This window comes from Gilvibacter sp. (assembly GCF_965601605.1).
GTDB lineage: Bacteria > Bacteroidota > Bacteroidia > Flavobacteriales > Flavobacteriaceae > Gilvibacter.
This window is the reverse complement of sequence record NZ_CBFCWJ010000017.1, coordinates 41691-66223: the sequence shown is the minus strand read 5'-3', so window position 1 is coordinate 66223 and position 24533 is coordinate 41691. Positions and strand designations below refer to the sequence as shown.

The 24533-nt window shown below is 42.8% G+C and carries 24 protein-coding genes and 1 riboswitch; of the genes, 4 read left to right on the top strand and 20 right to left on the bottom strand.

Annotated features, from left to right (window positions below; translation table 11 throughout):
- Positions 1-7: 7 nt before the first annotated feature.
- Positions 8-1339: a c-type cytochrome gene (locus tag ACSLP7_RS04515; RefSeq protein ID WP_435578216.1), complete on the bottom strand. Its 1332-nt coding sequence runs from the start codon at positions 1337-1339 to the stop codon at positions 8-10.
- A gap of 224 nt (positions 1340-1563) precedes the next feature.
- Between ACSLP7_RS04515 and ACSLP7_RS04510 the strand changes: the two genes are divergently transcribed.
- Complete coding sequence (locus ACSLP7_RS04510; RefSeq protein ID WP_435578215.1) at positions 1564-1971, top strand: SPOR domain-containing protein; 408 nt, start codon at positions 1564-1566, stop codon at positions 1969-1971.
- A gap of 54 nt (positions 1972-2025) precedes the next feature.
- Here the strand turns inward: ACSLP7_RS04510 and infB are convergent, their stop codons facing one another.
- From infB to rimP, 3 genes are read right to left on the bottom strand one after another with little or no spacing between them, the layout of a single operon-like run.
- Entirely contained in the window at positions 2026-4710 is a 2685-nt protein-coding gene (gene infB, locus ACSLP7_RS04505) for a translation initiation factor IF-2 (RefSeq protein ID WP_435578214.1), read from the bottom strand.
- A 44-nt stretch (positions 4711-4754) separates the two neighbouring features.
- A complete protein-coding gene (gene nusA, locus ACSLP7_RS04500) occupies positions 4755-5987 on the bottom strand; it encodes a transcription termination factor NusA (protein WP_435578213.1) in 1233 nt (410 codons plus the stop codon).
- Between the two features lie 14 nt (positions 5988-6001).
- Entirely contained in the window at positions 6002-6466 is a 465-nt protein-coding gene (gene rimP, locus ACSLP7_RS04495) for a ribosome assembly cofactor RimP (protein WP_435578212.1), read from the bottom strand.
- Between the two features lie 147 nt (positions 6467-6613).
- Between rimP and ACSLP7_RS04490 the strand changes: the two genes are divergently transcribed.
- Positions 6614-7435, top strand: coding sequence for a universal stress protein (locus ACSLP7_RS04490; RefSeq protein WP_435578211.1), 822 nt, complete (start codon positions 6614-6616; stop codon positions 7433-7435).
- 57 nt (positions 7436-7492) lie between these two features.
- Here ACSLP7_RS04490 and ACSLP7_RS04485 read toward each other — a convergent pair whose 3' ends face one another.
- The gene (locus tag ACSLP7_RS04485) at positions 7493-7714 is read right to left on the bottom strand and encodes a hypothetical protein (RefSeq protein WP_435578210.1); all 222 of its coding nucleotides are present in this window, start codon (positions 7712-7714) and stop codon (positions 7493-7495) included.
- 133 nt (positions 7715-7847) lie between these two features.
- Complete coding sequence (locus tag ACSLP7_RS04480; RefSeq protein ID WP_435578209.1) at positions 7848-8006, bottom strand: hypothetical protein; 159 nt, start codon at positions 8004-8006, stop codon at positions 7848-7850.
- A gap of 454 nt (positions 8007-8460) precedes the next feature.
- Here ACSLP7_RS04480 and ACSLP7_RS04475 point away from each other — a divergent pair, with 454 nt between their 5' ends.
- Positions 8461-8814 (top strand): DUF6686 family protein, encoded by a 354-nt coding sequence (locus ACSLP7_RS04475; protein WP_435578208.1) that lies wholly within the window; start codon positions 8461-8463, stop codon positions 8812-8814.
- 474 nt (positions 8815-9288) lie between these two features.
- Here the strand turns inward: ACSLP7_RS04475 and ACSLP7_RS04470 are convergent, their stop codons facing one another.
- From ACSLP7_RS04470 to ACSLP7_RS04405, 14 genes are all read right to left on the bottom strand, one after another.
- Positions 9289-9675 (bottom strand): MerC domain-containing protein, encoded by a 387-nt coding sequence (locus ACSLP7_RS04470; protein ID WP_435578207.1) that lies wholly within the window; start codon positions 9673-9675, stop codon positions 9289-9291.
- Positions 9676-11106, bottom strand: coding sequence for a DUF3526 domain-containing protein (locus ACSLP7_RS04465; RefSeq protein ID WP_435578206.1), 1431 nt, complete (start codon positions 11104-11106; stop codon positions 9676-9678). It abuts the gene before it with no gap.
- A 1-nt stretch (position 11107) separates the two neighbouring features.
- Positions 11108-12514 carry a DUF3526 domain-containing protein gene (locus ACSLP7_RS04460; protein WP_435578205.1) on the bottom strand — a complete coding sequence of 469 codons (1407 nt, stop codon included), beginning with the start codon at positions 12512-12514 and terminating at the stop codon, positions 11108-11110.
- 9 nt (positions 12515-12523) lie between these two features.
- The gene (locus tag ACSLP7_RS04455) at positions 12524-13225 is read right to left on the bottom strand and encodes an ABC transporter ATP-binding protein (RefSeq protein WP_435578204.1); all 702 of its coding nucleotides are present in this window, start codon (positions 13223-13225) and stop codon (positions 12524-12526) included.
- 185 nt (positions 13226-13410) lie between these two features.
- Positions 13411-13716, bottom strand: coding sequence for a hypothetical protein (locus ACSLP7_RS04450; RefSeq protein ID WP_435578203.1), 306 nt, complete (start codon positions 13714-13716; stop codon positions 13411-13413).
- Between the two features lie 64 nt (positions 13717-13780).
- Positions 13781-14194, bottom strand: coding sequence for a MerC domain-containing protein (locus tag ACSLP7_RS04445; RefSeq protein WP_435578202.1), 414 nt, complete (start codon positions 14192-14194; stop codon positions 13781-13783).
- Between the two features lie 35 nt (positions 14195-14229).
- On the bottom strand, positions 14230-15051 hold the full coding sequence (locus ACSLP7_RS04440; RefSeq protein ID WP_435578201.1) for a hypothetical protein: 822 nt from the start codon (positions 15049-15051) through the stop codon (positions 14230-14232).
- A 135-nt stretch (positions 15052-15186) separates the two neighbouring features.
- Positions 15187-15771 (bottom strand): HupE/UreJ family protein, encoded by a 585-nt coding sequence (locus tag ACSLP7_RS04435; protein ID WP_435578200.1) that lies wholly within the window; start codon positions 15769-15771, stop codon positions 15187-15189.
- A 1-nt stretch (position 15772) separates the two neighbouring features.
- Positions 15773-16282 carry a DUF6702 family protein gene (locus ACSLP7_RS04430; RefSeq protein ID WP_435578199.1) on the bottom strand — a complete coding sequence of 170 codons (510 nt, stop codon included), beginning with the start codon at positions 16280-16282 and terminating at the stop codon, positions 15773-15775.
- A 9-nt stretch (positions 16283-16291) separates the two neighbouring features.
- Entirely contained in the window at positions 16292-17572 is a 1281-nt protein-coding gene (locus ACSLP7_RS04425; RefSeq protein WP_435578198.1) for a dipeptidase, read from the bottom strand.
- A gap of 100 nt (positions 17573-17672) precedes the next feature.
- A complete protein-coding gene (gene argE / locus ACSLP7_RS04420) occupies positions 17673-18839 on the bottom strand; it encodes an acetylornithine deacetylase (RefSeq protein WP_435578197.1) in 1167 nt (388 codons plus the stop codon).
- 2 nt (positions 18840-18841) lie between these two features.
- Positions 18842-20245 carry a YfcC family protein gene (locus tag ACSLP7_RS04415; protein WP_435578196.1) on the bottom strand — a complete coding sequence of 468 codons (1404 nt, stop codon included), beginning with the start codon at positions 20243-20245 and terminating at the stop codon, positions 18842-18844.
- A gap of 15 nt (positions 20246-20260) precedes the next feature.
- Entirely contained in the window at positions 20261-21955 is a 1695-nt protein-coding gene (gene ggt, locus ACSLP7_RS04410) for a gamma-glutamyltransferase (protein WP_435578195.1), read from the bottom strand.
- Positions 21956-21973: 18 nt separating this feature from the next.
- Positions 21974-22813, bottom strand: coding sequence for a dienelactone hydrolase family protein (locus tag ACSLP7_RS04405; protein ID WP_435578194.1), 840 nt, complete (start codon positions 22811-22813; stop codon positions 21974-21976).
- A gap of 180 nt (positions 22814-22993) precedes the next feature.
- On the opposite strand from ACSLP7_RS04405, the gene ACSLP7_RS04400 reads away from it, so the two are divergent.
- The gene (locus tag ACSLP7_RS04400) at positions 22994-24325 is read left to right on the top strand and encodes an alkaline phosphatase D family protein (RefSeq protein ID WP_435578193.1); all 1332 of its coding nucleotides are present in this window, start codon (positions 22994-22996) and stop codon (positions 24323-24325) included.
- 89 nt (positions 24326-24414) lie between these two features.
- A riboswitch (SAM riboswitch) is annotated at positions 24415-24520 on the top strand.
- The last annotated feature ends 13 nt before the right edge of the window (positions 24521-24533 follow it).

Here is a 24533-nt window from a genome sequence, read left to right as displayed (position 1 = left end):
TAATGAATTAGTAGTGACATTTTCCACATTCCAAACCACCGTTCTGTGCGGCAGTAAGTGTAGGGAAGTCATACTCTTTAGAAAGCGTCTCGTGAATTTTCGCGTAGTACTCGTTGCTCTCTAGTTTAACATTGGTTTCGCGGTGACAGTTGATACACCATCCCATAGTTAGCGGAGAATATTGATACATGATCTCCATCTCCTCCACAGGACCGTGACAGGTCTGACACTCAACACCCGCAACAGTTACGTGCTGAGAGTGGTTGAAGTATGCGAAATCCGGAAGGTTGTGGATACGCACCCACTTCACCGGCTTGGTCTCTCCTGTGTAACGCTGGTTGTCTCTATCCCAACCTACAGCGTCGTATAATTTTTGAATCTCTTTGTTGTAGTCGATCTGGTATTCAGAAATACCTTCTTGGTAAGTTTTATCCCCTACTTGAGCGATGTTCTTGTGACAGTTCATACAAACATTCAAAGATGGAATTCCCGAATGCTTACTCTTACGAGCAGAACTGTGACAGTACTTACAGTCAATCTGGTTCGTACCTGCGTGGATTCTGTGCGAGTAGTGTATTGGTTGGACCGGAGCATAACCCTGATCAACACCTACCTGACTCATCCATCCGTAAGCGAAGTATCCGCTAGCCAATAACAACATGATTGCACTGACTAAAACCAAGAATTGGTTTTGCGCAAAAGCTTTCCAAATTGGCAAACGCTCTGCACGCTCCTTGTCTTCATATTCAACACCGTTAGCAACGGCAATTCTTTTCAATGTCTTGTTAACCAAGTAAAGCATGATGGCCAACATCAAGAACACCAAGGCCAGAACAGCCAAAATGATATCGCTGGAGATACCACCTCCACCACCAGCTTCTGCTACAGCTCCAGTAGGAATTACTGGTGCTGGTTTTGGCGTATAGGTATAAGCAATAATGTTATCGATATCCTCATTGGACAAGGCCTCGAAAGAATTCATCACAGCCCCGTTGTACTCGGTAGAGATTGCAACGGCTCTGGCATCACCAGATTTGATCAGCGCTTGAGAGTTGCGCACCCATTTGTAAAGCCACTCTTTCTCGTATTTGTCTCCAACTCCAAAAAGAGCAGGACCAGTAGCTTTGGCATAGAGCTTGTGACAGGATGCACAGTTGGCGTTGAACAATGTTTTTCCGGCAGCGGGATCTCCTCCGAGATCAGCAGCGGGAGCAGCATCGGCAACAGCATCAGCAGCAGCTGGCTCTTGACCAAAAGTTAAGGTTGAAAACGATAGCAGTAATGCTAGTAAAGTGAGTGATAATCTGGTAGTTAACGAACGGTGTGTCACCTTTTTCATACTTCAGGTTAATTATCGTCTTTTTAACGGCTCTAAATCGGCCTTTTTAGTTAGTTAAAAAAGGCTATTTTAGGAGCCATAAATAACAGCGCAAAACTACGACATAAAGTCGATTTTAAAAAGTGTGAACGGATTGTTAATCTACAATTTATAACGATTCTAAATAATAAAAAATAAAAGTAGTGAGTTATAAAGCTATACCTTTGCCAACTCAGCGATTAACCATGATGAAACGTATAGAAATTAAAATGTTGATTTTGGGTCTAATAGCCCTGTTTTCAATCCAGAATACGACTGCTCAACAAGGACAAGTCACCGTAAATGAAGATCCTCAGATTGCGGAATTATTGGACCTAAAAAAATCCATGGAAAAGAACAACAAACTCGCCGATGGATATACCATTCAACTTTATTATGGAGAACTCAATACTGCCAACAGCACCTTGCGCAAATACCGCAACAGTTTCGCTGAATGGCCAGCCAACATTGAGTACGAAACACCTAACTATAAGGTATGGGTGGGTAATTTTAGCACGCGATTAGAAGCAGATCAGGCTTTGGTTAAAATACAAGATAAGTTTCCGGCAGCCTTCCCAATAAAGCGGAGTCGGGCCAAGAAAAAGGACGAATAAAGCATAAAAAAAAGCGACCAAATGGTCGCTTTTTTATTTCTATTAAACTGTCAATTACAGTTTCTTTTTAACGGCTACTTCCTGGAATGCCTCTACAATATCACCTTCTTTGATGTCATTATAGTTTTTGACTTGCATACCACAGTCGTACCCTTTAGATACTTCTTTTACATCGTCTTTAAATCGCTTCAAGGAAGCCAATTCGCCAGTGAAGATAACCACACCTTCGCGGATCAGGCGTACCCCAGAATTGCGGAAGATCTTTCCGTTGGTTACCATACAACCTGCAATGGTTCCGATCTTGGAAATCTTGAAGGTTTCGCGGATCTCTGCGGTTCCAGTAATCTCTTCCTTCATTTCTGGAGAAAGCATCCCTTCCATCGCATCTTTAAGATCGTTGATCGCATCGTAGATGATCGAGTACGTTCTGATGTCGATTTCTTCTTTATCAGCTACCTGACGGGCATTACCCATCGGACGTACATTAAATCCAATAATGATCGCATCAGAAGCAGACGCCAAGAGCACATCACTTTCGGTGATCGCACCCACACCTTTGTGTAGGATGTTCACTTGAATCTCCTCTGTAGAGAGTTTCTGGAACGAATCGGTCAAAGCTTCTACAGAACCATCCACATCTCCTTTAAGGATGATGTTAAGCTCTTTAAAGTCTCCAAGGGCAATTCGGCGTCCAATCTCATCCAGAGTAATGTGACGCTGTGTTCTTACAGACTGCTCACGCTGTAATTGCGTACGCTTGGCTGCAATTGCTTTTGCCTCACGTTCGTCTTCAAAGACGTTGAATTTATCACCAGCCTGAGGCGCTCCGTCCAAACCTAAGATAGAAACCGGAGTAGCCGGCCCTGCCTTTTTAATGGATTTACCGCGCTCATCATGCATGGCTTTTACCTTACCAGAGTGTTGTCCGGCAAGTACATAATCTCCAATTTCAAGAGTACCGGCTTGTACCAATATAGTGGATACATAACCTCTACCCTTGTCCAAGAAAGCTTCAATCACACTACCTACAGCCGCCTTGTTCGGGTTGGCTTTCAGTTCAAGAAGCTCTGCCTCTAATAACACCTTTTCTAGGAGTTCATTCACTCCTTGACCTGTTTTGGCCGAGATGTCGTGTGATTGGATCTTACCACCCCAATCCTCTACCAAGAGGTTCATGGCCGCAAGTCCTTCTTTAATCTTATCTGGATTCGCCGTTGGCTTATCTACCTTATTAATCGCAAAAACGATTGGCACTCCCGCCGCTTGGGCGTGAGAGATCGCTTCCTTGGTCTGAGGCATGATATCATCATCCGCAGCAACCACAATGATCACTAAGTCAGTTACTTGAGTACCTCTAGCACGCATCGCGGTAAAGGCCTCGTGACCAGGAGTATCAAGGAAGGTGATCTTTTGACCGCTTTCTAAGGTTACCCCATAGGCTCCAATGTGCTGGGTGATTCCTCCGGATTCTCCGGCAATCACGTTCGCATCACGAATATAATCCAGTAAAGAGGTCTTACCGTGGTCAACGTGACCCATAACCGTTACGATCGGTGCACGAGACTCCAGATCTTCTGGTTTGTCTTCAACCTCTTGAATTGCTTCTTCAATATCTGCAGTTACAAATTCTACTTCAAACCCGAATTCATCGGCAACAATAGAAAGTGTTTCTGCATCCAGACGCTGGTTCATGGTCACCATCATTCCCAAAGACATACAAGCAGAGATGATCTGTGTCACGGACACATCCATCATGGTTGCAACCTCACTTACCGTAACAAATTCTGTTACGCGCAGTGTTTTGCTTTCTGCTTCTGCAGCTGCCAGCTCTTTTTCCGTCTTTTCACGGTGAGAATCACGCTTCTCACGACGGTATTTGGCACCTTTCCCTTTGCTGCTCTTCCCTTGAAGCTTTTCAAGAGTTTCGCGCACTTGTCTTTGCACTTCTTCCTCAGACGGCTCCTCCTTTACAATTGGAGAACGTCTGTTTCCGCCGCGTCTGTTATCACGACCTCCGGATGGCTCCTTACTGATACGACGGCGCTTGCCGCGTTTCTCTCTGTTAGGTCCGCCACCTTTCTTGTCGTCCTTATTATCGGTATCTTTCTTTTTACGCTCTGGCTTTTTGAACTTATCCAGATCGATTTTTTGTCCTGTGAAGTTAGGACCGTCCAGTTTTTTGTACTGGGTTTTTACCTTGTCCGGTTTGCCTGGCTCTGCTGGAGCCTCTTCCTTCTTGGCTTCTACTGGAGCAGCTTCCTTCTTCTCCTCTTTCTTCTCAGGAGCTTTTGGAGTTTTTGGAGCTTTAGGAGCTTCCTTTTCAACTTTAGGAGCTTCCTGCTCTTTAACCGGTTCTGGCTGTGGCTCAGGCTCTGGGGTTTCCTTCTTAGGCTCTAGGTCAATCTTACCTACTGCCTTTGGCCCATCGAGCTGCGCTTTGGCTTTGATCACTTTGGAAGTTTCGCGTTGCTGCTTTTCTTCCAGTTCGCGCTCACGAGCCAAACGGAGTTCTTCTTTCTCCTTTCGCTTTTCTTCACCAACTTCTTTTGAGGCTACCTTCTTGCTCTTGTCCGTTTGAAACTCGTCAAACAGAATTTGATATTCCTCTCCCGTGATCTTGGTTGTAGGGCGTGCCTCCACCTCGAATCCGTTTTCCTTTAAAAAGTCAACGGCACGATCAAGCGAAATATTAAATTCTCGCAAAACTTTACTAAGCCTCATTGTTTTTACTTCAGCCATAAAAATGCTTCTCTCTTAGCTAATAAGAATCCGCAAGTTACAATTTACTCCTCGAATTCTTCTTTTAAAATATTCATTACTTCGACGATGGTTTCTTCTTCCAAATCGGTCATTTTCACCAAATCGCCAACTTCTTTTTCCAAGATACTCTTGGCGGTATCTAAACCTATTTTGCTGAATTCTGCGATGATCCAATCTTCGATCTCATCAGAGAATTCTCTTAATTCTACGTCTTCTTCTGCACCTTCACGGAACACATCGATTTCATAACCAGTCAATTGACCCGCCAAACGAATATTGTGTCCTCCACGTCCAATGGCTTTAGAAACCTCTTCCGGACGCAAGATAACCTCAGCGCGCTTGTTCTCCTCATCCAATTTCATAGAAGTGATCTTGGCCGGGCTCAAGGCACGAGAGATAAACAGTTGCAGGTTGTTGGTATAGTTGATCACGTCAATGTTCTCATTACCCAACTCGCGCACGATTCCGTGAATACGCGATCCTTTCATACCCACACAGGCACCTACTGGATCAATTCTGTCATCATAAGAGTCTACAGCCACTTTGGCCTTCTCTCCTGGAATACGCACTACTTTTTTCACAGTGATCAAACCGTCAAATACTTCTGGAATCTCTTGCTCGAAGAGTTTTTCCAAAAACAATGGGTTTGCACGAGACATGATGATCGCAGGCTTGTTGCCCTTGAGCTCCACGCTCTCAATAATTCCACGAACGTTCTCTCCTTTGCGGAAGAAGTCTGATGGAATCTGACGATCCTTTGGCAAAATGATCTCGTTGCCTTCATCGTCCAACAAAATTACCGCACGGTGACGAATGTGGTGCACCTCTGCTGTATAAATCTCACCTTCAAGCTCTTTAAACTGCTTGTAGATGTTGGTATTGTCATGCTCGTGGATCTTAGAGATCAAGTTCTGACGCAAGGCCAAAATACTTCTACGTCCAAGATCAATGAGTTTTACTTCTTCGGATACATCCTCGCCAACTTCAAAGTCAGGCTCAATTTTTTGGGCCTCGGTCAATGAAATTTCCTGGTTCTCGTCTTCAACTTCGCCATCGGCCACAACGATACGGTTGCGCCAGATCTCTAAATCCCCCTTGTCAGGGTTAATGATAATATCGAAGTTATCGTCATCTCCGTACTTTTTCTTTAAAGCACTTCTGAATACATCTTCCAAAATCGCCATCAGGGTTACACGATCAATCAGCTTGTCGTCTTTAAACTCTGAAAATGATTCGATTAATGCGAGATTTTCCATCTGCTTATTCTTAATTAAAATTTGATCATCACTTTAGCTTCGGCAATATCGGCATAGGCCAAGGTTGCCTCTTTCTGCACTGTAACCTTACCTTTTCCAACAGGCTTTGGTTCTCGGGTCTTCCAACTCAGGGTACAACCTGAATCGTCTGCAGCAGTCAAATCGCCTTCCAGTTTTTCTCCTTCGGCGGTCTTAACAGCAAGTTTACGACCAATGTTCTTGACGAATTGTCTCGGCAATTCTAAAGGCGCTGTAGCTCCCGCAGAAGTCACCTCCAAAGAAAAGTCCGTTTCTTCACGATCCAAGTTGTGCTCTACCGCGCGGCTCATGGCAATGCAGTCTTCAACTCGTACTCCTTGGTCTCCATCAATGACAATCTTGATCTGATTCCCCTCACCAATGTGCAGGTCTATCAAAAAAAGATCCGGACGCTCTTCTAGCGCTGCCGAAACAAGATCGATTACTTTTTCTTTGAACATGGTCTATAAAAAGAGGGGACTTTGTGTCCCCTCATAGTTCGTTATTCCCTATAAATGCGCTGCAAATATAGCAATAATTTTTGAGACTTAAAAGCCTTTGGCGCATAGGTTTATTTCGTAATTTCCTACATACTAAAAACCACAAACATGCAACGAATATTAGTGCCAACTGACTTTTCTGAACAAGCTGAGTACGCATTAAAAGTAGCTGCGGACCTTGCCAGAAAACACAATGGAGAAATTCACCTACTCCATATTTTAGAATTACCGATTCATTTGGCTAATTCTGGAAACAACGAACAACTTCCGGAATCCCTGTTCTTTATCAAGCTCGCTGAAAAGAATTTCAAGGAAATGGAGCGCAAACCCTATTTAGATGGATTGACCGTGCATCAGGAGGTTGCCTATAACGAGATCTACGCAGGCATCCAAGACGCGATCAAGGTCAATGATATCGATTTGATCGTTATGGGCTCGCACGGCGCCAGCGGATTTAAAGAAATGTTCATCGGCAGTAACACAGAGAAAGTAGTTCGGACTTCGGACAAACCTGTACTGGTCATCAAAAACGATCACGATGATTTTGACATCAACGACTTTGTGTTTGCAACGGATTTTTCTGAAGAATGCAGAACTCCATTAGACAAGGCATATAAGTTTTCGCAGAGCATGAATGCTAAGCTCCATTTGCTCTTTGTCAATACTGTAAGTGATTTTAAGACTTCTGATGAAGCGCTCACTCTTATGCGAACCTTTACCAAAGACATGGGCCTTGAGAATTACAGCCTGAACATTTACAACGATCATTCTGTAGAGAAAGGTATTTTGAATTTTGCTAAGGAAACGGACGCGCAATTGGTGGGAATGTCCACACACGGCCGCAAAGGACTGTCTCACTTTTTTAACGGAAGTATCAGTGAAGACCTGGTAAATCACGCGCAACGCCCGGTGATTACCTTTAAAATATAAAAAAGGAATAACCTTTAAGGCTATCCCTTTCTCCAAAGTGTCTGTATCACAGTAAGTTTAAACTGTAGGTACGTGATATAAACGTTTTTCTATTTTTCTCTTTTTCACGGTGATGGTCTTCATCAAATCCATGATGGAGGCATCTTTATCTTGTTTGTAAATTTCGTTGAGTCCAAGTACCAAGGCCTTCGCTTCTCTTGAAGCTTTTACCCGATCACTAGTGGACATGTGGCTCATCTTTCTACTGAGGAACTCTTGGGCTTTATCAAATAGGCTCATAGCTTTAAATTTTAGTTGAGTAAAACTAATAATTGTTAGCCTTGAAAACTAGAATTTTAGCTTTTGTTTAACTATTTAGATCAAAAACTAAACATAACTAAAATTTATACCCACTATTGCCTTAGTTTATGGGCTATTTAAAGAACGCCGCATCCTCTTGATTATCAGCATTTTCCTCAGGATATTCAGGCAGTAATTCTATCCCTTTTTGAAGGACTAAATTATTAGGCAAAGTTAGGTACTCACCCGTGCCTGTGGTCATGTACAAATAAAAACCGGTAATATCGGTCACAACGCCGGTCCAATTGTAATCTTTACCTATCAACAACTCCTATGGCCTCGGTGCTCGGGTAGGACGCAGAAGACCTACAAGACCGAAATTAAAAACCCTATCAAGGCTCACTAAATCGGCTATGATCTAGAGTCACAGACTATAAAATGCAAAACCCGACGCTAAGCGCCGGGTTTTTAATTGACCAGTGTTCATTTAACCGCATAAAAACCAAATAGAGGATATATACTGTTAATTGGTCAATGATTAGACCTTTAGTTCTTTCTTGATTTCTGGGTTTCACAAAAGTACATCATATCACGTTATCTTTCAGTTGGAAGTAAAGAGATTAGTTTCTTCAGAATTTTAACATCTATTTTTATTTAGATTTATTTTAAATAATGAAATTCTGGTGTACATTTGTGCTGTAGAAAATTAGATGCATTTACAGATACTGATCTAAACCCAAAGCACTATGTGTCATTCAGTCAAGGTACTTACTAAAAATGTTAATGGAGAGCTTGCTTACTGTGAGAATTGTAGAAAGTTTCAACTCACCTTCAACAACCTTTATATGGAATTCAACGATGAAGAATTGTTGAATTTTGAGACCTACCTGACCAACATTAATGTGGACTACTGGGATTGTAAGTATCAGAACAGCCCTCGCAAACGTGTCATTCCTATTTACACCATGCAGAAGAATCTATCGCTGGTATTCAGCAAACAAGAGTTTGATGCGCTTCAGGAATTGGTATGCCTAAAAAACAAAGAACCGCAAGATTTACTTACGGTTCTGGATATAGATTATACGCTTTTACTAAACTAAGCGGTTACGTGTTCTGGTGCCCAAGAGGAGCATAACACGCCTGATTTTGCTTGTGACGGGTGTGCGCAGGCAGAGTTTCCAAACTTTGCGCAGGAATCACAACTCGCGTCATTATTGAGAGACGCTTTCATTTCAAAACGCTCACAAGTATAATTTTGTCTTACTTGTACTCCGTGTACTTTACAGTTATCATTAAGCACCAAATTTGCGCAATTGATGCAACTGTTTCCTAGTGATATAGCCATCTTTTTTCAGTGTTGATTTACTCAAACTTACAAAGAGTAGCTTTTAGATTGAATTTAAATAACTGATTCTGTTTTATTTCTGTTTAGACTGATTTAAGATAAGAGCATTTATGATATAAGTAGCATTTAGTAACTTAGACCAAGCAAATTGAAAAACCCGGGCTCTCGCCCGGGTCCGCAGTGGAGCCCATTCACCTGCTCCACACACTAAATCAAAAAATACGAACACTCAATTTTCACTAACTATACTGCGTTCGTATGCTTTAAATGCGTTTATGTTTCGGGAATGACTTATAATTAAGAACAAGCTGCCCATAACGGTGATAACCACTTCTAAGGTCTCCCCGATCTCAAATCGGCTGACCACCAACAAAACAATACCGATTATCGCCATTCGGATTGGGCTATGATTTTTATGCTTCAAAGCGCCTCTGCCCAAAGAGAATACGGCCAAAAAGATCCCAACAGCTACGAATCCCATTTCAATCATCGGGTTCTCTAAAAAGCGCAAGCCAGTCAAAGCTGTTATCCCTAGTAAAAGAGGAACCACCGCGCAGTGCAAGGCGCAACAGATGGAGGTGGTGATTGCGAGTTTGTCTAGTGTTTGATTCTTCACTTATGCTCCAATTAAACCGTTTTGTTTCTGACGTTTTTGAGAAAAACCCCACCCTATAGCGATGAGAACTAGAGACAATCCTACCAAAATCAAAGTGGTAAGGCTAAGATTTTGTGAGGGAGGTTTGTATATAAAGTGGGGTAATTCTGAAATATCACTGGCTTTAAACTCCTGGTTGTTGTACAACATTGGCGAGAGATGATCTCTCCAGGTACCCGCAAAAGCAATTACTTGTTTTCTGTAACTTTCATAATCCGCAGTAGAGCTCCCAGCAATAGCATTGAGCGATTGCTGCGTGACCAAGGCAGGAGATAACCATTTAAACTTTTCAAAAACCTCTTGTTGTTTTTCCAGCTGAGCTTCAAAGGCTCCGACTACAGGTGCTAGTTCTTTCTTAATGAGCTCCTGAGAGGCTATATAACGGTGGTAAAAATTTCGTGCTTGAGCGGTATCATTGATGGCGTATTCCGGATGATCTCTCAGATAGGCGTCCAAGATCTCATCTTGCTTTTTAGACACTTCCGTCTTTTTAGCACGCATATCGTTGATCATCAGGGTACGCGATGGAATAGGATATGCTGTATTTCCCACTTGATTCAATGCGGAAGGAACCAGCAAAACCAAAATCACCCACAAACCAAGCATAGATACTGCGTTCTTTGCAGAGCTACCAGCTCTTAGATTTACAAGGAAGGCTAAAACAAACCAAAATAGCATGTAGGCTAAGATCAATCCGGTAAGGGCAAAAAAATCAGCTAAGTTGGTGGTCAGCTCGGCTCCAAAGACTGTAAAAGTCAAGATTAGAACCACAACAACCATTAAGGAAAGCCAGAAGAAACGCAAAGCTAACTTTTGAAGCATCCAACGACGAATACTCATAGGTTGTGCGCCGAGCAAACGCAGGGTACCTTGTTCCTTTTCTGCTGACAGTATGTTGTATGAAAAAGCAATGATCAGTAGTGGCAATAAATAAACGATAACAAAGGCGAGATCAAAACTTCCAAACAACAACTGGACAGGACTGGTCATTTCCGTAAAATTCAGGGCAAAATCATCTTCAGATACTTTGGGCTTCACGTAAGAAGTATACATATCGGATTGGCCTGTAGCTATAAAGGCGAAGGCCGGAGGCTCCATGGCTGCCACTCGAGGATAATAGTTTCCAACGGCCATAGGATTGGTTGGAATGGTCCAACGAGAAGCACTAACAGGCAATCCTTGTGCGACAGAATCCAAGAGCTTCTCCATATCCTTATCGGCCTGCTCAACTTCTGCTATGGCTTCAGAAATAACGGCTTTGCGCTGATCGAGTTTTTGCAAACCGTTAAAAGTTGAAAAACCAAACAAAACGATCAGAGAAAGACTTAGCAACTGAATCCAGCGACTGCGCAGCAATAGTTTAAGCTCGTATGTAAAATTGTATTTCAGCATACTAGATTCTTTTTATGGATAGCAAACTCAACACAAAAGAACCCACAAGCCAAAGGGATAGGACAGCAGTATTTCCGCGATTGTCAGAAACGATCTGCTGCAATTCTGGTGGATCGTATTCAAAGGCAGGCAGTTCTTGCCACAAACTGGCATCTGCCTGATAGCCCCACTCCCCCAACTTAGAATTCTCAGCGAAATTATCGTTGAGGAACTTTTGAGTCAGAATGCGATACTCCTCCGCAGCATCTGCAAAATCCCAATGGATATTGTAATCGGTATGGGCAATGGCCATACTCATAAATCGGGTTGGTAAAAATGGTGAGATCACCGCGAGACTTCTGTACGTTTTTGATTGATTCTTGTATTGCTCTTTGAGGTAGTTATAGTGCTTGAAATAGACCTCAGCCTCATGTTCCTCCCCTTTTTGCATGCGATAAGCATCAAAATTAAATGGCAGCTGATGCAGACTATCTACTCCGTACTCTTTAAGGACTTCTTGCTCCAAAAGCTTAGCTTCTTTACTCCATGGATTATGTCCGTCAAGGCCCTGTTTTTTGTCTTCAGCGACCATGGCCAAGAATTCTTGTCTGGACGGGTAAGGATGCTCGTTTTCAGCAAAATTGCTGGCGGCTTTAGGAGCCGCTAGACAGGCCAATATCCACAACGATAAACTCATGACAAGTGCGGTCCCGGATTTGCGTGCACGAGACGAAATAAACATCACTACATTAGTGAACACCATATAATAAGCTGCATAGACTAGGAACAAAACTCCCAATGCACTCCATTGAAACTCTCCAAAGTCTTTTAGATTACTCAAAACCAAACCAGCAAGAATGAACACCACCAGAGTGAGTGACAAAATGGGAACCATTAAGGCCAACCATTTGCCCGTAAACCATTTCACTCTGGAGAGCCCTTGGCTTTTTAACAGGGTCAAGGTGCCCATTTCCCGCTCTTTGGTAAAAACATTATAGGCCAGTAATATGATCAACAAGGGAACCATAAATAACAAGACAAAGTCTGGAGTAAGCTCTCCAAAACGAGCCAAGCCTGTTTGGTCCGCCGCAGCGCTGAACTGCGCTTCGTTTCTGTTATGAGCTTCTAAGAAGATAGAGGTGCCGGCATATTTATCCACCCCTTGATCAATAAGAGACAAAGGGTATTTTGGTTTAAAAGCATAGGTGCCAAAATGCGCCGCAGAATGCGGATTCTTCTCCCCTTGATTGTCCCACATTGCCCTTTCACTGCTCAAGGCTTGTTGGTATTCCTTGTTCGTGTCCTGATAGCGTTTGGCACTGATCCAAACCGATGATCCCAAAAGGACCATTACGATTAAGAAGGCGATGCGTGCTCGCCCGTCTCTGGTGATCTCTTTAAGTTCCTTTTTAAATGTTTTTAGAATCATAATATCCGCTTAATAGGTCATAGCCTCTAAATAGACTTTTTCTAAATCTGCGAGCGATATCTCGTCAGAAACGAATTGATGAATCAATTCTCCGTTCTTCATGATTCCGATATGAGTAGCGACTTCCTTAGCTCGGAATAGATCATGGGTCGCCATCAGTGTTGCAATGCCCTTAGCTTTCAATTGTTGAAGCAGCAAACCAAACTCATTGCTCGCCTTTGGATCAAGTCCAGAAGTAGGTTCATCCAAAAGGAGCGCACTGGCATCTTTAGCCAAGGCAATGGCAATCCCTACTTTTTGGCGCATCCCTTTAGAAAAGGCTTCCACGCGCTTGTGAAAGGCATCTGCCTGTAAACCGGCATTTTCTAAGAACTCTTCTAATGCCAACTTAGAGAACTTTTTTCCTGCGATACCTGAGAAGTAGTCGAGATTCTCAACGGCTGTCAGACTCGGATAAAGCATGAGATTTTCAGGAATGTAGGCCAAGAGCTTTTTGGAAGCCAATGCATCCTTAGATACATCAATACCTCCAATGCTTGCCGTACCAGAGCTTGCACTTATAAATCCTAAAAGCAAATTTATAGTGGTAGTCTTTCCCGCACCATTAGCACCAAGCAAACAATAGATCTCACCGGGTTTAACGGTCAGATTTAAATTATTCAGTGCCAAATGATCGGCGTATTTTTTAGTGAGATTGGTTGTAGTTATCATTCGTGGGAATCAAATTGTAAAACAATTTTTATGTAGACCCTGAGAACCTAAGTTCTGGTCTATACGTACGAACGGGGGATGTTGCTATGTAATCTGCCGCAGCATGAACTAATGATCTACAGGTATTGGCGTAATTCTAGACTACGTCAAACAACTGATTTCTCAAGTAAACAAAGCGAGTATCCCTAAAGGACAGGAGGTGGCCTATTGCGGAGTCTATCGGGTAAGACAAAACGATAAACAGGCGCAGTATAATCGCTGTTTAAATCGTCTGAGACGGCCTCTATAGTGTTTGGTAGGGGGACTTCTAAAGTCGCAGGAATTTCCAGATTATTGGAATCTTCCGTGATTTGAATAAGTTCACACAACTCACATTGGTGATCATCATGATCATCATCGATATGAGAAATCGCATGTGCATTTCCCACTCTTAACAGCAAGAATGCCGATAAGAACAGTAAACTGATGATATTTTTAGTTCGAGAACTCACTACTTGTAAAAGTAAGCATTATTGTTTAAGCCAGTCTAAAATTCTGTTAATTTTCACAAAAAGCCTAGCTGTCTGTCGCGCAACAAGCTTCATCTTGACATTGGCAATATTTACGATTGTACAAGTGTAATCCGACTAGGGCAAGAGAAGGTATATAAATTGCCGCCTCTGGAATGTGAAGTAACTCAAATTTTTCATTTAAGATCACAAAGGCTAAAAGCACCCAACTGATCCATAGACCTAGGCGCATCCACTTTTTAGAAGTATGCTTGGCTGACCAATAGACCGCCAACCAAGAAATTGCAATAAAAACCAAATCCAAAGCACCCCACCAAAACGGGCTTGCCTCATGACCATGTACATGCCCGGCATGAGCAGCAAACAAAAATGGAGTGGCCAAACAGTGTGCCAAGCAAAGGGCACTGGCAGCAGATCCAAAGAGGTCGGATCGAACACTTATATTGAATGCATTCAGCATACGGTATTTTTTAATATTGAATTTAGAAATCTTTCTTATTCGGTCAAGGTAACGGTTCGAGTTACTGAATTGAAAGGCCCTGGGATTGCATCTCCATTTGAATCAACCAACTCCAACTGAATACTTACCTCTCCCATTGGCAAACCACTAATTACATGTGGAGCCCATTCAGTAATCATAAATTCTTCACCGTTGATCGTCGCCTTTACTTTGTTGCCGTCGGCTGCTAGAGTAGTATTCAAAACAAAAAAGTCAAGTAAAACGCTCTTGGCGTCAGCTCCAGCATAAGTTCCTTTTGGGCGGCTGTAAATTAGCGTTGGCGCCTCCATGTCTAAACCTAGAGAGTCTGTTGGGTTTTCTCCAACCATTAATTTTCTAACTACAACAGAATTTTCATTCTTAACTGATTCGTGATAAGAACGACTCAAAAAGGCAACTAAATGGTGCACTCCATCTGGAATTTCTTTGTTGAACGCCGGTTCGTAATGCGCCGAATAAGGCTGATTGTTCAAAATAAAATGTATGTGTTGCCCCTTACCGGAATTGGCTAGTTTTTCCGCATTTGGGCTATCGGTCTGAGCACCCAACTCGTAGTTTTCAATCTTGAACGTAAAATCTATAGCACCACCACTGCTGATTTCTGCCCCTGCTGGATCTTCTAACATTAAGGCTGCATCGGCGTAAGCAGGAGAACCTTCCAACTTAGCAATAGATATCTTAGCTGGCGTCTCTGTCAGATCTTCTGTTTTTACATCAGTTTCGGCATCTTTATTTTCTTCTGCGTTCTGCTTGCAGCTGGTTGTAAATGTGAATAAGGCTAATAGAGCTAATACGAGAATTGAGTTGCGATTTTTCATAGGTTGCTTTGTTTTGAGTTGCAAATTTATTGATTTCTGACGTGATTTTGATCGGATGGTCAAAATGCTGGGTGCTATTTCTTTAAAATTTCGGCGGATCACATCCTCTTAAACCCTTAAAAATCAGCAAAACGACTACCAAAATTTATTCTCAAACATTGAAATTAAAGCCATTCCAGCAGCTGCCCCTGAAATGAATACATTCCATTCTCTGTGCTTAACATTTATAAGATTCAAAAACACATAAGCAATCGCCACAATGATCAGAACCACCAATATCTGCCCAAGCTCAATACCAACATTAAAAGCCAAAAGAGGCACTACAACTTCTGAATTATCTAAAAGTAGTGCTCTAAAATAATTGGAGAAATCCATCCCGTGAATGAAACCAAAAAATAAGGCCATGGCATAATTCCGACCCATTTTTCGAGTTTCCATGGACTGATCTGGGCCAATTACGTTGTGTAATGCAGTTAATAATATAGTGGTTGGGATCAGAAATTTTATAATGTTTGATGGAATAGTAATCACATCAAAAGATACCAGTGCCAACGTAACACTATGGCCAATGGTAAAGGCAGTAACCAAGATTAAAACCCGCTTCCATTGATGAATTTTATAGACCGCACAAAGCACTACTAAAAAGAGGATATGATCGTATCCAGCTAAATTAGAAATGTGTTCAAATCCGAGTTTTAAATAGAACTCAAAGGGATGCATATTAGAAGTCTATTTGATGAGTTTTGGTTTTTTTATTGAGCATGACACTTTTTGAATCGCCGTTTGCATGAATGTAAACGATATTGTTTTGGTCGAAAAAAAGATCAGTGAATACTGCATTCTTTATTTCCAAATCTTGAATTCGCTCCGATTGCGATTGTTCAAAATAGACCCAAAGCGCGGTATTATCACCTTCTCCACTGAGGCGTTTGCTTTTGATTTTTAGATTGACCCGTTTCCCGTTGACCTTGACATAGAAGAATTTATTCAAGTATTCCATCAGCAACTGCTCCGCATTGGAAGCCTCATTAGACTGACAAAAGGCCAATTCTTTGCTGTAAGGATCAAAGGTGATTGCCTCATTTACATCGGTTAGAAAGAGCTTGAGATTTACCGTAAGCAGGTCTTTAGACTGGGTATACTCTATCTCACATAGTGATAAGCGCAAGGGATGCGCAAGGAGCGATGTTGTAAATAAGAACCCTATTACAAACAATAACGGTCTAAACACATCGAAAAATTATGAATTAGTCTCTGCAGCTTGGATTTCTTGAGCCTTGGCTTGTACTTCCTTAAACACACGGATCAGGTTTCCACCCCAGATCTTTGCAATCTGCTCTTCCGTATAACCACGACGAACAAGTTCAATGGTGATGTTCATCACTTCACTGGCATCAAAAACGCCTTCAATACCTCCACCACCATCAAAATCACAACCAATACCTACATGGTCAATCCCTGCAATTTTCACGATGTGATCAATATGATCTACCACATGCTGTACCGTAGCGGGTGGAGCTGGATACTTTTCATTGATCTCATTAAAGGTTTTGCGCAGGGCTTCACGCTCTTCATCAGTCATTTCTGAAATAGGTTTCATACTGGCTCTAAAGGCGGCCATGGCGGAATCTCTAGCAGGATTTGGGGGAGCTTCTCTCAAATAATCAGCCAACATGGTCAGCTGCACTACTCCACCATTTTTGGCCATAAGCGTCAGCATTTCATCACTCATGTTTCTCGGGTGATTGGTAACGCTTCTGGCATTGGAATGCGAGGCAATTATTGGAGCCTTGGAATACTTCAGCGCATCGTAGAACAAGCTGTCGCTTCCGTGGGACACATCCACCATAATCCCCAATCGATTCATTCGCTTAACCACTTCAACACCAATGTCGCTTAAACCACCGTGCTCCTCACCTTGATCGTCCGTGGCAGAATCTGCTAGATCATTGTTGGCAGAGTGCACCAAAGTTATATAGCGTACCCCTTTTTCATAAAACAAGGAAACATTTTCTGGATCATTCCCAATGGGATAACCATTCTCAATTCCGATATAAATGGCGCGCTTCCCAGCCTTCTCTAAGGCATAGGCATCGTCTGGATTCAATGCAAGACCAACCAAATCAGCATTGCGCTCTGTAGATGCAACTATGGAATCTATCATTTGCAAACACAAAGCTTTTGCTCGCGAGTTTCCATCAACATCCCTGATATCTTGTGCTACAAAGGCCGCAAAAAAGATGGCATCCAAATCCCCTTCAATCATCCGGGGGTAATCTACTTTAGAGCCGGTTTCATTTGGATCGTGCCGTTCTGCTAGATCAAAGCCTGGCTCCATGAGACGTAGTGGTGTATCTGCATGGGTATCTAGGGTCAGGACTCGTTTGTGAATTTCCATCGCCTTGGCGATCAATTCTGCTTCTGCTTTCTCTGCTTCTGAAGGTCCAGTTTCTTCTTTACAGCTAACTAAAGCCAGTATTAAACAAAGCGACAACAGACTGCTAAGGGTAAATTTTCCCATGAGATGTGATTTTTGATTGGTTGCAAATAAATGTACGACAAATATCCCTTTTCAAACCTGCAGCCAAGTTTTGGGAGCTCAATTGCGGCCAAGTAGACTTCTACTTAAAAGTCTCTGAAGACAACTCCTTGATGAGTTTCTCCATCATCTGCGCTCCTAATTCCAACTGTTCTTTGCTGATGAACTCATTGGCCCTATGCGCTTGAGCAATGGAGCCAGGACCACAGATCGCAGTCTGAAAACCTTCATTGGCAAATTGACCCGCTTCTGCGGCGTAAGAAACCGTATTGAGTACAGAATTTCCGGTCAATCTGTTAATGAGGCTTACCACCTCATCATCTGCTTGAGTGTCTAAATGAGGTACTGGTGGGTGATTTTCAACCGTCTCAATTTTAAAGTCTGGGAACACGCTCCGCAAGATTTGTTCACGAGATTCGCAATAGGCTTCAAACTCTTTGACTATTTCAAAAATGTCGTCTTTAGGAATGGTTCTTAAATCCCAATAAAAATGGGCTTTGTTCGCAATGACATTGGGCGCTATACCACCTTCAACCTTCCCGATGTGTATGGTGGAATGCGGCGGATGGAATCGCTCATCTGTGCGGTTAGCCTCAATGAGACGATCCATTTTTTGTTCCAACCAAAGGATAAGTCGCATGGATTCGTGAATAGCGCTCACCTCTTGTTTGATTCTGCTGCTGTGACCTTCAGATCCGTATACGTAGGTTTCTAAAATGTAAATACCCTTCTGCCCTGCGATGGTTTCCATCATAGAAGGCTCGCCAATGATAGCATATTTAGGAGTTTCTTGATAAAAGGTTCTCAGAGTCTTTGCTAATTCTGGTCCTGCTAAACAGCCTACTTCTTCATCATATGAGAAGGCAAAGTAAATGGGTTTTTTAAGTGCTGCCGACTTCATTTTTGGCAACATCGCCAAACAGATCGCCACAAAACCTTTCATATCGCACGAACCACGTCCGTAAAGTTTTCCATCGCCTTTGTCTGTCAAGACAAAAGGGTCCGTATGCCACTCTTGACCTGCTACTGGGACCACATCTGTATGCCCTGAGAGGATCACTCCGCCGTCCACTGCAGGACCAATTCTACAGTGTAATGATGCTTTTTCGCCAGTCTCATCGGGGACGAGGTAGGCTTCAATATCATGTGACTCTATATAGGACTTGATCCAATGAATAATACTGAGGTTACTCTCCCCGCCCAATACGGGAAAGCTCACCAATTTTGCTAAAATTTCTTCAACACTCATACTTATGCGTAATTAATGGCTACCGCCACGACTAGGGCTGTAAAAGCCATCAATAATAAGGTGATTAAAACTGGAAAAATAAACCGGACCCAACGATCAATAGGAACACGACACATACTCAACATAGCGATGAGTCCTCCTAAGGTCGGGTTTACAAGATTAGAGAGACCATCTCCAATCTGAAAAGCCAATATGGTTATTTGTTTGCTAAGTCCTAAGGATTCCCCTAAAGGTAGCATTACTGGTAAAGTAGCCAAGGCTTGCCCACTGCCAGAAGGAATAAAAAAGTTTATAACCGATTGAGATAAGGCCATGCTGACTGCCGAGGCATAAAGCGGCAATCCATCCAAAAGCTCTGCCAAATTATGAGAAATTGTATCACTGATATTTCCCGTATCCATCAATACTTTAATAGAGGTGGCAAGCCCAACCATAAATGCACCAGGAGCTGCCACTCCTACTGCCTTAAGGGTAGTATTGCTCATTTGTGTTGCATCCATTCTGGATACTAATCCGCAGATAAGGGCAACCATTAAAAATATGGCCGAAAGCTCATTGATGTACCAATTCAAGTTGAACACTCCGTAAAGAATAACGAGCAGTCCAATGAGGAAAATTGAAATTACAATCCAATTCTGGCCACTTACCTTGTAGGCAGAAAGCGGCTGCGATAATTTCATGTCAGAAACATCTAGATCTTTAGACAGGCTCTTTTCGGGGTCTTTGGATATTTTTTTAAAGTATCGGACGTTGTAGTAGGCCATCACGCTCAAGGCTCCCAAACACAAAATGCCACGAAGGAGCCAGCCCGAGAACATGGCTAATTCTGCAATTTTATGACCCGTTCCTACGGTATATGGGTTAATTGGTGAAAGCCCAAAACCAATGGTCATAGCACCCACAGAAATTCCCGCAGCTAAAATTAAATCGCCACCCAAAGCAAGGCTTAAAACTGCGGCAATGGGGACCATTGCAATATTGTTCTCATAACCCACGGCTATCCCTAGCAAACCGTAAACAAAGGTCATGATCACGATGATCAAGTTTTTATTTCGAGAACCTAGTTTCTTCACCAAAGTACCGACCGCATTCTCTACAGCTTTGGAACGCTCCATAAAGCCAAACATAATAGCACCTGCAAGGACAATGAAAATGATCTCTGAGGCAGCTTTAAAGCCCAAAGGAATCGCCTTAAACATGTCCAACAAGCCAATGGGTGTGGAAGGAATAATTTTATAGGAATTCGGAACCACAAAACTCTTCCCATTGACCACTTCTCTTTCATAAGTTCCAGCGGGAAGCACATAACTCAAAATCGTTACCAAGACGATAATGATAAAGAGCATAGTGACTGCGTGCGGCACTCGTTTAAACAAGCTCAAGGAACTCAAGGGATTCTTTGACATAATAATCCGGCAGAATTAATAGCCAGCCGCTTGGCCGTCCTTTCGACTCTCAGAAGCTCCGTGATACACCTTGTTCTCATCATCCCAAAGAATGGCTTGATATCCTCCGTAGACACCTCTGGCCGTACCAATTCGATGTCCTCGGTCCATCAGACCACGGATAGTGGAATACGGAATTCCAGACTCCGTTCTAATGGTGCCCGTATTTGTGGTGGTAGCTCCCATAGGACTTGCACCACCGGTGTGATCCCATCGTGGAGCATCTCCGGCTTCTTGAATATTCATGCCAAAATCAATAAGATTCATCACAATTTGTGTATGCCCCATAGGCTGAAAATCTCCACCCATAACTCCAAAACTCACATAAGGCTTTCCATCTTTGGTAATGAAAGCAGGAATAATCGTGTGGAAAGGTCTTTTACCAGGCTCAAAGGTATTGGCCTGCCCAGGAACCAAACTGAAAAGTTCGCCACGATCCTGAAGCATAAAGCCCAATTTGGGCGGCACCATTCCAGAGCCCATTCCACGATAATTACTTTGAATAAGGGAGATCATGGTTCCGTCCTTGTCAGCAACAGTCATATAAATGGTTTCACCCGCAGAGATCTCACCTGCATTGTAAGTGCCTGCTCTTTGACCTATTTGAGCGCGACGTTCTTCTGCATAGGCGTCAGAGAGTAACTGTTCTACTGGAACATCAAAAAAGTCCATATCGGCATAATACTTCGCACGGTCTTCAAAGGCTAATTTTTTAGCTTCCGTGAACAAATGCAGATGCTTTTCACTCCCAAACTCGATCTGAGAAAAGTCATAGCCTTCCAATATTTGCAACATCTGTAAAGCGGCGATACCTTGACCGTTTGGCGGTAACTCCCACACATCATAACCGCGGTAATTAACAGATACAGGTTCAACCCATTCTGATTTATGTGCCGCCAAATCCGCAGCAGAAAGAAAACCGCCCTGCTGCTGAATAAATTCACCAATCACCTGGGCAATCTCACCTTTGTAAAAGGCATCGCGACCGCCAGCAGCAATTTTTCTGTAGGTCTCAGCCAAATACGGATTCTTATAGATCTGACCTTCCATTGGCAATTGCCCTCCGTTTTGCCCTTTATAAGTATCGGCAATATTGAGGAATCCTTTTGATTCATAAAACGGAACACTGCGCTGCAGATACCAAGCAATAAGCTCGGTAAGTGGAAAACCATTTTCTGCATAACTAATGGCTGGGGCCAAAATATCAGTCATAGGTTTAGAACCAAATCTATTGTGCAGTTCAAACCAGCCATCCACCGCTCCGGGTACGCTCACTGGCAAAGGACCGTGAGACGGAATCTTGGTCATGTCATTCTGCTTAAAGTACTCCAGAGATAAACCCATTGGAGATCTTCCACTAGCATTCAAACCGTATAACCTTTGCGTTTTTGGATCCCAAACAATGGCAAACAGATCACCACCAACACCACAGCCCGTGGGTTCCATAAGCCCTAAAGCCGCATTGGCAGCTATTGCGGCATCAATGGCATTTCCGCCATCTTTCAAAATTTGTAAACCAATCTGAGTAGCTAAAGGATGACTGGTGGCTACCATCCCATTCTGACCCAAAACCACAGAACGTGTGGCAAAGGCTTCTCCTGTAATTCTGTCTTGTGCAAAAACCCCTTGAATACAAAGGATTAAAAGCACTCCATAAATTTTCAATTTCATTGACATTGGGTTGGGATTCTATTTAAAAACCTCGTTGAGCATTTCTTGCAAACTGTTCCATGATTTTTGATCTGCATCTGCATCATAAGCCAAAGGAAGACCAAATTTCTCTCCGTTGGCATCTGCTTCTTTGGAGGTAAAACTATGCACCACTCCCGGATAGGAGATGTATTCATAAGTCGCTCCTATAGAATCCATGGCACTTTTAAAAACCGCAACAGATTCTTCACTCACAAAGGAATCGGCGCCTCCATTACAGACTAAAACACGAGCTTTGAGCTGCTCATTAGGCATTACGGGTAGGGTGACTCCGGAATGAAATGCCGCAACGGCATCTAAGTCAGCACCAGAATTTGCCATGGTTAAGGCTACACTACCTCCAAAACAATATCCAATGGCAGCAAGTTTATCGGCATCCACTGTTTCATGAGCTTGAAGCAAGGCAACGGCCGCATTGAATCTCGCCTTAGCCTCAGGCAGATTGCTCATAACACTCATGGCGAACTTACCGGCATCATCGGGATGACTGGCTTGTTTACCATCACCATACATGTCTACAGCAATAGCTGTGTAGCCAAGTTTGGCCAACATATCTGCGCGTTCCCGCACGTAGTCATTGTGACCCCACCATTCATGAATGATCAAGACCCCCGGACGTTTGCCTTTTAGGTTTTCATCATAGGCGATATATCCTTTTAGGTTTGTAGAATCTGAGGCGTAACTCACTGCCTCTCCTTTGATGCTAGGTTGCACATTTTCTGAAACCGTTGTCGATTCTGAATCAGTCTGTTTGTTTTCTTTACAGGAGACGACCGTCATCAAAGCGGCCAAGAACAAAAGTGGAAGATATCTTTTCATTATCCGTGGTTTTTCAATTGCTTAAAGGTACTAATTGTTACTACCAATATTTAACAATTAGCCATAAACAAGAACCAAAACCAAAAAAAATAATAAGCCCTTAAAGGTTTTCAAACACAAAAAACCACAGATGAACTACCTTTGTTTATCCGTGAAGATTTCATAAAACCAACAACCGCTATGCGATTCTTACTCTTTCTGACTGTATTTTTTATTTTTTCTCCTGCACAACTGGCGCAAGATCTATTGCAATCTGGGCCCATGGTTGGTTATTCTACAATGCGCGAGGTTATGCTATGGGCACAAACCACGGAGGAAGCAGAAGTTCATTTTGAATATTACGAGCAGGGAAATCCTAAAGTCCGATTCAAAACCGAGCAGGTTGAAACCCAAAAAAGCACTGCCTATGTCGCTCAAATAATTGCAGACCAAGTGCTTCCCGGCAAGAACTACAATTACGAATTGTATATCAACAACAAGCGCGTAAAGCGAGACTACCCGATGACTTTCCAAAGTCAAGAATTATGGCAGTGGCGCACGGACCCACCGGAAGTGAATTTTGCCATTGGTAGTTGTAATTATGTCAATGAAGCTCGATTTGATCGTCCAGGGAAACCATACGGCAGCGAGTATGAAATATTTACCGCAATCCACGAGCAAAAACCAGATTTTATGATCTGGTTGGGAGACAATACGTATTTGCGTGAAGCTGATTGGAATTCTCGCACCGGATTTCTGCACCGTTATACCCATACGCGATCGCTTGCAGAGATGCAACCCTTATTGGCTTCTACTCACCATTATGCAACTTGGGACGATCACGATTTTGGACCCAATAATTCAGACGGAAGCTACTCACTGAAAGAAACAGCCACTGAAGTTTTCAAACTATTTTGGGCAAACCCAAACTACGATGTAACGGGAGAAGGTGGAATTACCGGTACTTTTCAATGGGCAGATCTGGAGTTTTTCTTGTTGGACAACCGCTATCACAGAACATCAAACAGGAACTATACCGAGGATCGGCAGATGCTTGGGAAAGAGCAAATCGATTGGCTTATTAATGCCTTAGCTTCAAGCCGCGCTCCATTTAAGTTTATAGTGATTGGTGGACAAGTATTAAGCACAGAAGCTTGGTTTGAGAACCATGCTACTTTTGCAGATGAAAGACACTATCTGATCAAGAAAATTCGCGATGCTCGTATTGAAGGAGTAGTCTTTTTGGATGGGGACAGACATCATACCATCCTCAGCAAGCAACAAGAGAACCAAAGTGTTTATCCTCTTTACGATTTAACTTGCTCCTCGCTTACCGCAGGCGCAAATAATAGTAAAGAAGTCCTGAACACAAACGGCATAGAAGATACTTTTGTAGGCCAACACAATTTTGGACTGCTCAATGTTAGCGGTCCCAGAACTGATCGGGTGTTGACCATTACCATTCGAGACAAGGATGGACAGCCCTTATGGACTCGAGAGATAAAAGCTCAGGATTTAAAATACAAACGCTAGTAGATCTGCTAACCTGCGGACATCTGTTGGCTTTTGATTTGATCAGAAACTTTTTTAACTATATTTGCTCTGACGTTCTAAAACAAATTGTGTTATCACGAAAGGTGGAGGGAATAGACCCTATGAAACCTTAGCAACCCTTTGACAAGCAAAGAAGGTGCTAAATTCTACTGCGAGAAGCAGAACAGATAACGGAGAATACTCTTCC